The sequence below is a fragment of the Actinoplanes oryzae genome, from assembly GCF_030757795.1.
Taxonomy (GTDB): domain Bacteria; phylum Actinomycetota; class Actinomycetes; order Mycobacteriales; family Micromonosporaceae; genus Actinoplanes.
Genome location: NZ_JAUQWH010000240.1, coordinates 1 through 10598 on the forward strand (window position 1 = coordinate 1; position 10598 = coordinate 10598).

The 10598-nt window shown below is 72.4% G+C and carries 5 protein-coding genes and 1 pseudogene; 3 read left to right on the top strand and 3 right to left on the bottom strand.

The window, feature by feature from the left end:
- Positions 1–5353, bottom strand: a 5353-nt coding sequence (locus RBH18_RS40930) for a polyketide synthase (RefSeq protein ID WP_306215900.1), incomplete at its 3' end; no start/stop codon positions are given.
- 311 nt (positions 5354–5664) lie between these two features.
- Between RBH18_RS40930 and RBH18_RS40935 the strand changes: the two genes are divergently transcribed.
- The 3 genes and pseudogenes from RBH18_RS40935 (at position 5665) to RBH18_RS40945 (ending at position 8123) form a co-directional block, all read left to right on the top strand.
- Complete coding sequence (locus tag RBH18_RS40935) at positions 5665–7179, top strand: FAD-dependent oxidoreductase (RefSeq protein ID WP_372339064.1); 1515 nt, start codon at positions 5665–5667, stop codon at positions 7177–7179.
- A gap of 239 nt (positions 7180–7418) precedes the next feature.
- Positions 7419–7754 (top strand): annotated as a pseudogene (locus tag RBH18_RS40940) (ArsR/SmtB family transcription factor); the annotation flags it as partial.
- Entirely contained in the window at positions 7746–8123 is a 378-nt protein-coding gene (locus RBH18_RS40945; protein ID WP_306215904.1) for an ArsR/SmtB family transcription factor, read from the top strand. The pseudogene RBH18_RS40940 and the gene RBH18_RS40945, both read left to right, overlap by 9 nt.
- 7 nt (positions 8124–8130) lie before the next feature.
- Here RBH18_RS40945 and RBH18_RS40950 read toward each other — a convergent pair whose 3' ends face one another.
- Both RBH18_RS40950 and RBH18_RS40955 read right to left on the bottom strand, forming a co-directional pair.
- A complete protein-coding gene (locus RBH18_RS40950; RefSeq protein ID WP_306215902.1) occupies positions 8131–9393 on the bottom strand; it encodes an MFS transporter in 1263 nt (420 codons plus the stop codon).
- Positions 9390–10598, bottom strand: a 1209-nt coding sequence (locus RBH18_RS40955; protein ID WP_306215903.1) for an FAD-dependent oxidoreductase, incomplete at its 5' end; no start/stop codon positions are given. The genes RBH18_RS40955 and RBH18_RS40950, both read right to left, overlap by 4 nt.

The window sequence follows — 10598 nt, forward strand, 5'->3', positions numbered from 1 at the left end:
CCCCGGTGATCAGGTAGGTGGCGTGCGGGTGCAGCGTCAGCGCGGCGTCCGTGGTGGGCGGCGCGGTGTGTCCGGCGGCGCCGGAGAAGCCGAGGACGAGCTTGCCGACGTGCCCGGAGCGGGCCATCAGGCTGAACGCCTCGCTCGCCCGCTCGGCCGGCATCTGCTCGTACGGCAGCGGCCGCAGCACGCCTTGCTGGGCCAATCGGCTGATCTCGCGCAGCAGCGACCCGGCCAGCTGCGGCTTCTCGCGCAGCATGTGCACCACGTCGATGCCGTGCCACGACAGGTTGCGGGCGAACACCCCCGCTCCGATCGGTGCATTGCCGACGATGTCGCGCTTGGTGAGTTCCAGGTAGTGCCCGTACGGGGCGATGAGGTCAAGGTTCGCCTGCACCGCCGCGCCGCTGAGGGTGTTGAGGATCAGGTCGACTCCGGCGCCGCCGGTGGCCTCGCGGAACCGGGTGGCGAACTCCAGCGACCGGGAATCGGCGACGTGGCGCACCCCGAGATGCCGCAGCAGGGTGCGCTTGTCCTCACTGCCGGCGGTGGCGAACACCTCGGCGCCCTTCCACTGGGCGATGGCCAGCGCCGCCATGCCCGTACCGCCGGTGGCCGAGTGGATGAGCACCCGGTCGCCGGCCGCGATGCCGCCCAGCGTGTGCAGGGCGTAGTAGGACGTCAGGTAGGCGACCGGCAGGGTGGCGGCCTCGGCGGGGGTGAGCCGAGCGGGCCGCGGGGCGGTCAGGCACGCCTTGGTGACGACGTGGCTGGCCAGTCCCCCTTCGGCCAGGGCGATGACCTCGTCGCCGAGGGCCACGTCGGTCACGTCGCCGCCGACCTGCTCGACGACGCCCACGCATTCCCAGCCCAGTCCCGGCGGGTCGTCGGGTGACTGGCCCGGATACATGCCGAGCGTGGACAGCACGTCGCGGTAGTTGAGCCCGGCGTGGGTGACTCGCAGGAGCACCTCGTCGGGTCCGGGTACGGGCTGGTCGGCCGGTGCCAGGTGCAGGTCCTCGAAGACTCCGGGCTTGACGATGTGCAGCCGGACGGGCTGGTCCGCAGCCACGGGGGTCCGGCTGCGGACCAGCCGGGCGACGAGACGGCGGCCGTGGCGCACCGCGATCTGGTTCTCGTCATCCGGGGCGCCGATCTCGTCGAGCAGCGCCCGGACGCTGCCGGGTGCGCCGTCGATGTCGACCAGCCGGGTCGTGAGGCGCTGCTCCTCGGCGAGCGCGGTGCGGCCGATGCCCCACAGCGGCGCCTGCAGCGGTGCCGTCACCATGTCATCGGCGCTCGTGCGCTGAGCGTTCTGGGTGATCAGCCACACCTCGGGTGCGGTGTCGGCCACCCGGTCGGCGAGAGCTTGCAGCAGGAACACCGCGCTGGTGCACGCGTGCAGCTCCGCCCGGTCGATCTCGCCGGTGCTGGGATGGCCCGAGCGGGTGGCGTCGAGCGCCCACAGGTGCACCACGCCGTCGAGGGCGCCACGGGCCGTGACCTCGTCGAGCATTTTGCTGAAGTGGTCGCGTTCGGCGGGGTTGAGCCGCGGACGGTCCGCAGAGGTGATGTCCAGGGTGGCGGCTGCGGTGGCCACGATGACCTCGTCGGCGAACTGCGACAGCCCGGCGGCGACGTGGCGCCCGGTGGGGCCACTGTCGCTGAGCACCAGCCACCGGCCACCACGCCGGGCAGTCGCGGTGCCGCGCGGCAACGGCTTCCAGACGGTGTCGTGCAGCCAGTCCCCCTGCGCGTCGCCCGCCTCGCCGGCCGGTGGTTGCAGCGGCTGCGGGGCGACGCCGGCCAGGTATTGCAGGCGCAGGCCGAGCAGCTCGGCGATGACCGTGCCGCTCGGGTCGGTGATGGTGATGTCCCCGGCGAAGGAGTCCGCCCGGATGGAGGGCGTGAGCCGGGCGTGGCTGAGCATCATCGGGCCGGGTGCGGCGTATATGCGTACCTCGTCGATGCCGCCCAGCACGAACACGTGATCGGCCCCGGGCGCGATGTCGGCACGCGCCCCGACCAGGCTCTGGCCGCAGGCGTCGAGCACCGCGGGGTGGAAGTGGTGTGCGTCGCCGGGGGCCGGGTGGCGGATCTCGGCGAGGGCTTCACCGGCGCCGCGAAGGATCGCCTCGATGCCCTGGAAAACGCCGAGCCACTGGTTGCCGCGCTCAGCATTCCAGGGATAGAAGTCCGTTCCGTTCTGCCGGGTGGTGCACCGGCTGCGCAGCTGCTCGACGTCGACCGTGCGGTGAGGATCGGTGACGACGCGGCCGAGGGCCTGTGCGTGCTCGACCCAGTCGTCGCTGCCGCGGCGTGTGCGGATGGTGAAGCGCCACGCGTCCCCGGCCGGCTCGGCGTGCACGGCGATGGTGAGGGGCCCGGCCGGGTCGATGAACATCGCCTGGCCGTAGTGGATGTCACTGACCGCGACGGGGTGCCGGCCGGTGAGGTCGCGCAGCGCCGCGGTGATCATCTCGATGTAGGCGGTGCCGGGCATGATGACCGTGCCCTGCACGCGGTGGTCGAGCAGGTAGGCGTTCGCGTCGAGGTCGAGTTCGCGCTGCCAGCTCGCGGTGCCGTCAGCCTGCTGCGTACGCGAGCCGAGCAGCGGGTGCCCCGGTGTGCTCGTAACGGCCGGTGCCGGCGCGGCGGGGTGCTCGTCGAGCCAGAAGCTGCTGCGCTGGAAGGGGTATCGGGGCAGGTCCACGACGTGGGCTGCGCCGATGACCGCGTCCCAGTCGATCGGCACCGACGCGCAGTGCAGGGCGCCCAGCGCGGTCAGCAGCATCGTGCGTTCGGGCTCCGAGCGTTTGAGGGAGCCGACCACCGTGGTGCTGGCGCCACGCTCGCGTGCTGTCTCGGCGATGCCGCCGACCAGCAACGCGTGGGGGCTGACCTCCACGAAGACGGTGTCGCCCAGGTCGAGCTGGCCGCGCACGGCACCGATGAAGTCGACCGGCTCGCGGATGTTGCGCACCCAGTAGCCCGCGTCGAGCTGGGAACCGTCGATGACCTCGTTGAGCAGCGTCGAGTGGATCGGCACGGAACCCGCCCGCGGACTCAGCTGGGACAGCTCGGCGAGCAGGTCGTCGCGCAGGTCGTCCATCTGCGGGCAGTGCGAGGCGAAGTTCACCCGCACCAGCCGGGTCAGCACGCCACGTCCGTCGAGCGTGGCGAGGATCTGCTGCAGAGCGGCGGTCTCGCCGGACAACAGCGTGGAGGTGGGGCTGTTGCTCGCGGCCACCGCGACCGTGGCCTCATGCCCGCGGATCGCCTCGGCGGCCTCGGCGGCCGGCAGTTCGACCCACGCCATCGCGCCGCGTCCGGACAGGCGGGCGGCCAAGCGGCTGCGGCGGCAGATCACCGCGCCGGCGTCGGCAAGGCTCAGCGCCCCGGCGACGTACGCGGCGGCGGACTCGCCCATGCTGTGCCCGATCACGACGTCGGGCTCGACTCCCCAGGAACGCCACAGCGCCGCCAGGGCGATCTCCATGGCCCACAGGACGGGCTGCACGACGTCGACCTTCTCGAAGGGGCCGTCGTCGTCGGCGCGCAGTAGGTCGAGCAGCGACCAGCCGTTCTCCGCGCGGATGACCTCGTCGCAGCGGCGCAGGGCGTCGGCGAAGACAGGTTCGGTGTCGAGCAGTTCGCGACCCATGCCGATCCACTGCGACCCTTGACCGGGGAAGACGAAAGCGACCCGGGGACGGGCGGCGGGCGCGAAGTCCGTCGTGGACACCGACGGGTTCACGTCCCCGTGCACGTGGTCGCGCAGCGCTTCGGCGATCTCGTCGTGCGAAGCCCCCGCCACGGCCAGCCGGGACTCGAGGTGCCCGCGCCGTGTTGCCGCGGTGTGCGCGATCGCCCGCAACGGCTGGTTCTGCCCGACCGGGCTGCTCAGGTGCTCGGCGTAGGCGCCGGCGAGGGCGGTGAGGGCTTCGGGCGTACGGGCGGACAGCACCAGCGGCTGGGCGCGTTCAGGCTGCGGCGTGGCCACGGTGACCGGGTCCGCCGCGCTGAGCACGAGGTGTCCGTTGGTGCCCGAGAAGCCAAAGCTGCTGACCGAGGCGATCGCGGGCCGGCCACGATCGGGGAGGTCGCCCAGCTGCGTCGCAATGCGCAGCGGCAGCTCGGACCAAGGCACGGCGGGGTTCGGGTCGGTGAAGTGCAGGTCTGGGGGTACCTGGCCGTGTTCGAGGCAGAGCACCGCCTTGATCAGCCCGGCGATGCCCGCGGCGGCTTCGGTGTGGCCGATGTTGGTCTTGGCCGAGCCCACGAGCAGCGGCTGCGAAGCCGGCCGGCCGGCACACAGCACCGACGACAGCGCCTCCAGTTCCACCGGGTCGCCGACGGAGGTGCCCGTGCCGTGGGCCTCGGCGTAGTCGACCTGGGCCGGGTCGACGCCGGATCCGCGGTAGGCGGCGGCGATCACGGCGCGCTGGCCCTCGACCGCCGGGGTGACCAGGTAGCCGCTGCTCTGCCCGTCGTTGCCGATCGCGGAGCCACGGATGACCGCGCGGATCCGGTCGCCGTCGGCCAGAGCCTGGTCGAGGCGTTTGAGGATCACCGCGCCGACGCCGTCGCTGCGCACGAACCCGTCGCCCGACGCGTCGCCGAACTTGCAGCGGCCGTCCTTGGCGAGCATGCCGGCGCCGGAGTAGACCACGCCTTCTTCTGGCAGCAGGACCATGTTGACCGCGCCGGCGACGGCCAGTGAGCATTCGCCGGCGCGCAGGCTCTGCACGGCGGTGTGCACGGCCACCAGCGCGGAGGAGCAGGCGGTGTCCACGGTGAAGCTGGGCCCGCGCAGGTCGAAGGCGTAGGACAGCCGGCCGGACATGACCGCGCGGGAGGCGGCGCCGGTCATGCCGTACAGGTTGAGCTCGTCGCCGTCGGTGAGCTGCTTGTTCCAGTAGTCGGCGCCGAGCTGGCCGACGAAGACACCGGCGTCGGAGCCGGCGATGGCGTCGACGGACTGCCCGGCGTCCTCCAGGGCGTGCCAGGCGACTTCCAGCAGGATGCGCTGCTGGGGGTCCATCCGAGCCGCTTCGCGCGGCGAGATGCCGAACAGCTCGGCGTCGAACAGGTCGATGTCGTCGAGGAAGCCACCCCAGCGGCTGACGGTGCGCCCGGGCGTGCGCGGGGTGGGGTCGTAGACGGCGTTGACGTCGTAGCGCGACGGCGGAATGTCGGTGATCGCGTCGACGCCGTCGCGCAGCAGGGCCCAGAAGGCGTCGAGGTCGGGCGCCGAGGGGAAGCGGCCCGCCATGCCGATGATGGCGACGGGTTCCTGCGGGCGGTCGGGTGCGGGGGTGGGCACAGCTCCCCGCAGCTGTTCATCCGGCACGAAAGCTCCTCTCCTGCGGCAGCCGCCAGCGGCGGCCGTCCCAGGGGTCTTGTCAGCTCATCCGGCGACAATTGGTCACCGTCGCACACCACGTGAGATATCTTGACGGGTGTTGAGGTACGATCAGATGATCAGGCCTATGTGGATCAGCGTCAAGGTTTCCGAACGGATCTCGCGTTGATCCGGGGCGATTACGGTGCATCGGCGCTGGTCACGGCCTCAGGTCAGATATCAGTCAGAGTGCGTGAAGAGGCAGCTGCGATGTCCGGACGCACCAGGGAAGGGGAACCATCGTGTTCGACTCACCCGCGATGACCGGGCTACCGGTCGTCGTCATCGGAGCGGGGCCGGTCGGCCTCGCCGCCGCCGCTCAGCTCGCCGAGCGCGACCTGGCGTTCCTGGTCCTGGAGGCGGGCCCGGACATCGCCGCCTCGGTGCAGCAGTGGGGGCACGTTCAGCTGTTCAGCCCGTGGCAGTACAACACCGACAGCGCCGCGCGGCGCCTGCTGGGCGCCGCCGGATGGAAGGAGCCGGACGCCGAGGAGCTGCCCACCGGCGCCGAGCTGGTCGAGCAGTACCTGCGTCCACTGGCCGCCCTGCCCGCCATCGCCGACAACGTGCGCCTGAACAGCAAGGTCGTGGCCGTCAGCAGGCTGGGCATCGACCGCATGCGCACCGAGGGGCGCGACCGGATTCCCTTCGTCGTGCGTCTGGACAACGGCGACGAGGTGCTCGCCCGTGCGGTCATCGACGCCTCCGGAACCTGGAGCACACCCAACGTGCTGGGTTCCAACGGCCTGCCGGCACACGGCGAGGCCGAGGCCGCCGCGTGGATCAACCACGCGCTGCCCGACGTGCTCAAGGCCGACCGGGAGCAGTACGCGGGCAAGCACACCGTCGTGGTGGGTGCCGGGCACTCGGCGGCGACGACGATCCTGGCCCTCGCGGAACTGGCCGACCTGGCGCCCGGCACGCGCACCACCTGGGCGATCAGGGCCTCCTCGCCGGGTGGCTCCTTCGGCGGGGGCAGCGACGACGAGCTGCCCGCGCGCGGCGCACTGGGCAGCGGCCTGGCGATGCTCGTCGACACCGGCCGCATCCAGCTGGAGACGAACTTCCGCACCACCAGCGTGCGCACCCTGCCCGAGGGCGGCATCGAACTGGTCTCCCGCGGCCTGGACGGCGCGGAGAAGAGCATCCTCGCCGACCGGGTGGTGGCCGCCACGGGCTACCGGCCCGACTACCAGTTCACGCAGGAGCTGCGCCTGGAGCTGGACCCGATCATGTCCGCCCCCCGGCCGGTGGCGCCGCTGATCGACCCCAACCAGCACTCGTGCGGCACCGTGCGCCCGCACGGCATCGACGAGCTGGCCCACCCGGAGCCGGGCTACTTCTCCGTGGGCATGAAGAGCTACGGGCGGGCACCGACCTTCCTGATGGCCACCGGTCACGAACAGGTCCGCTCGGTCGTCGCGGGCCTGGCCGGCGACTGGGCAGCCGCACGCGACGTGCAGCTGGAGCTGCCTGAGACCGGGGTGTGCTCGGCCACGGCCGGATCCGAGGCGTTCGCCAAGCGGCTCGGGCTCAGCCACGCCGAGCACGAGCGGCTGCTGACCCTGACCGCCAAGCACCTGCCGCAGAGCCCCAGCGCGGGCGCCGCGGTGCTGGCCGCGGCCCGCGAGATGGGCGTCGACGAGACGGCGGCGCTGCAGCTGGCGGCGTTCGCCGCCGATCAGTTCGACGTGGCGCCCGTGGTGCAGGTCGGCCCGGAGCTGCAGCTGGCGCCCGACACCAAGCAGCAGAGCGGCCCCTCCTGCTGCGGCTGAGGTACGCACTCCCGGCTCGCGACGGCCATCGCCGTCGCGAGCCGGACCCGTCAAACGCCCATCTCCAGCGGGACGGCCTTTCCGAGCATGCAGCTGGCCTGCGACAACATTGCCGGCGGCCCGGTCCGCACTCCACTGCCAGCCGCGACAGATCAGAGTGTGCTGATGCAATGGGGAGGAAAGTGCAGCTTTGACGCTCGTCTCTTGCGCTCCCTCTAGAGCACTGTCAAGCTATCGGCATGACGGCTCTCTCCGAAGCGCTTCCGTCGGCGGCCCCGGTATGCTGCCCGCCCCTGTCGGAGCAACCCCTTGAGCCGCGGATGGCTGGCGATCTCGCATCGCTGTTCAAGGCGCTCGGCGACCCTGTGCGGCTGCGCCTGCTGTCGCTGATCGCGTCGTCGGCCGAGATCTGCGTCTGCGACCTGACCGACGCCTTCGACCTGACCGGCGCGACGATCTCCCATCACCTGCGGGTCCTGCGCGAAGTGGGGATGGTCGACGTGGAGCGCCGGGGCACCTGGGCCTACTACCGCGCCCGCAGCGGCGCCCTGGCCGCCCTGGGCACGATGCTCACCGGCGGGCCCGCCCCTACGGACAGGCCAGTGTCGCAGTGCGGCGACCCAAGTGAACATCAGGACAGAGTGATATCAGCCAGTCCTGATCTGATTCGGCTGCTGGCCGATCCGCTGCGGGCCCGCATCGTGCAGATCCTCACCGCCGGTCCGGCGACGACCTCTCACCTGGTCGCGGACACCGGCGCCAAGCAGCCCAACGTCTCCGGTCATCTCAAGCTGCTGCGGGAGTCCGGCGTGGTGGTCACCGAGCCACGGGGCCGCTTCACCTACTACCGGCTCGTGCCCGGTGCGCTGCAGAGTGCCGCCATGCACCTGGTCGACCTGGCCAGCGACGCACGCAGCAACGCCGACAACTACCGCGGGCACTGACCCTGGCTCAGGCGCGGGGCGAACGCGCCGCAGCCCCGGCTGTGCGCAGCCCTGCGATGGCGGCCGCACCCACGGCGGTGAGCACCGCGACGGCGGTCATGACCAGGGCATAACTGCCGGTCGCGGCGTGCAGAGCGGCCGCCGCCAGCGGCGCGGCGGCCTTGGCCAGCGTGGACGGCACGACCAGGATGCCCGACAGGGTGGCGTAGCGGCTGGTGTCGTACCGCTCGGCGAGCAGGACGGGTTTGGCGATGGTGGCTACGCCGAAGCCGATGCCGAAACCGATCACGGCTCCGACGGCCCCGGCGGTCATGGCACCCACCAGCGGCAGGACAAGCGCGGCAACAGCTTGGACGCCGAACACCACCGCGGTGACCGTCGCCGTGCGGTAGCGGCGCTGCAGGCCTGTGGTGAGCAGACGGCCGGCGACCGACAGCACACCGAGCAGCCCGGCGACGCTCGCGGCGAAGGCCGGCGGGTGCCCCCAGGCGACCAGTGCGGCGACCAGGTGCACGGTCATGGCGCTGACGGCAGCGGTGTGGGCGGTGAACCCGACGGTGAGCAGCCAGAACCCGCGCTCGGCCAGCGCTGCGCGCACCACCGACCGGGTCGGTGGACGAGCCGCCGTCGTGGTCGGCGTCTGCGCGGCGCCGGTGCGCGGCAGACCGGCGGTAAGCGCGTGCAGCGGGACGGTGAGCGCCTGGATCGCCGCGAGCACGAGCACGGCGGCGCGCCAGCCGTGGGTGGCGGTGAGCCAGCCGGTCAGCGGCAGGAAGATGGTGCTGGCGAATCCGGCGACGACGGTGACGGCGAGCAGGGCGCTGCTGCGCCGGGCGGCGCCGATGCCGGCGATGATCACGGCGAAGGCCGCTTCGTACAGGCTGGCGGCGCTCGCCGCACCGAGGCCGATCTGGATCAGGTAGAGCTGCCACACCTCGTGCACGCCGCTGAAGGCGGCCAGCATCACCGCGCCCAGCAGTGAGCCGGTGGTCATGAGCGCGCGTGCACCGTGCCGGTCGAGCCACCGTCCGACGGGGATGGCCAGTGCGGCCGCGGTCAGCACGCTGGCGGTGAAGGCTCCGGTGACCACTGTGGCCGAGGTGTGCAGGTCAGCGGCGAGCGGGGTGAGAAAGACGGCGAAGGCGTAGTAGAGGGTGCCGTAGCCGATGGTCTGGGTGACAGCGAACGTGGCGACGGTGGCCGTACCTGTCCGCTCGTGCCGGTCCCCGCCGGTGTGGCCGGCGGGGACCGCGGTGTCGGCTCTGGTCACGAACAGCAGCCGCCACCGGAGGCCGAGACGCCCACGAGGCTCAGCTCGGTGCGTGGCCGGCCGCTGAGCTGAGCGGCCGCCTGCTCGACCGGCGCGGAGGAACACACGCCGGTCTCCGGCAGGTCGAGCTGGACCTCGCGGGCCGCCGCCCAGTCGCCGGCCAGCGCGGCGGCGATCGAGCGGACCTGCTCGTAGCCGGTGGCCATGAGGAAGGTCGGCGCGCGGCCGTAGCTTTTCATGCCCACCGCGAAGTATCCCGGCTCGGGCTGGGTGAGCTCGTCCACGCCGTGCGGGCGCACAGTGCCGCACGAGTGCTCGTTCGGGTCGATCAGCGGCGCGAGCGCCCGGGTGCATCCCAGGGCCGGGTCGAGGTCCAGGCGCAGTTCACCGGCGATGCTGTGGTCGGGGCGAAATCCGGTGGCACTGACGAGGCGGTCGGCGGTGATGGAGCGTCCGTCGGCGGCGGTCAGCTCGGCCTGCTCGCCGTCGGCGCGGACCGCGTGCACGGCGAAGCCGGTGTGCAGGGTGACGCGGCCGGAGTCCGCCAGCAGCCGGATGCCCGTGCCCAGTGCGCCCCGGCCGGGCAGCGCGTCGGCGTCACCGCCGCCGACGGCACGGGAGATGCTGCGCGCCCGGGTGACCCAGGTGATGCGTGTCGCGGGCTCCTGCTCGGCCAGTTCGGCGAGGGCGAGCAGGGTGTTGGCGGCCGAGTGCCCGGAGCCGACCACGACGGTGTGTTTGCCCGCGTACCGGGCGCGGGCCGAGCCGAGCACGTCGGGCAACGCGGCGTCGATGACGCCCGCGGCTTCCGTCTCGCCGTGCGCGGGCAGACCGATGGCACCGAGCACGTTGGGGGTGCGCCACGTGCCGGACGCGTCGATCACCGCCGCGGCCAGCACGTCGTCACCGTCGGCCAGGCGCACCACGAACGGGGCCGTTTCCCGGCCGGCCGTGGTGACCCGGTCGACGCCGAGCCGCCCGATCGCCACCACGCGCGCGCCGTAGCGCACCCGCCCGGCCCATGCGGGCAGGCCGGCCAGCGGCTTCAGGTACTGCTCGACCAGCTCGGCTCCGGTGGGCAAGGCCTCGAGGTCCGGCTCGGACCACCCGGTGGCCCGCAGCAGACGGCGGGCCGCGTGGTCGATGTTGTACCGCCACGGCGAGAACAGCCGGACGTGCCCCCACTCGGCGATCGCGGCACCCGC

What these genes read in the sequence shown, in the direction of transcription:
- RBH18_RS40935 (WP_372339064.1), top strand. Translation starts at nt 5,665, where the DNA reads ATGACCGGGCTACCGGTCGTCGTCATCGGAGCGGGGCCGGTCGGCCTC.
- RBH18_RS40945 (WP_306215904.1), top strand. Translation starts at nt 7,746, where the DNA reads ATGCTCACCGGCGGGCCCGCCCCTACGGACAGGCCAGTGTCGCAGTGC.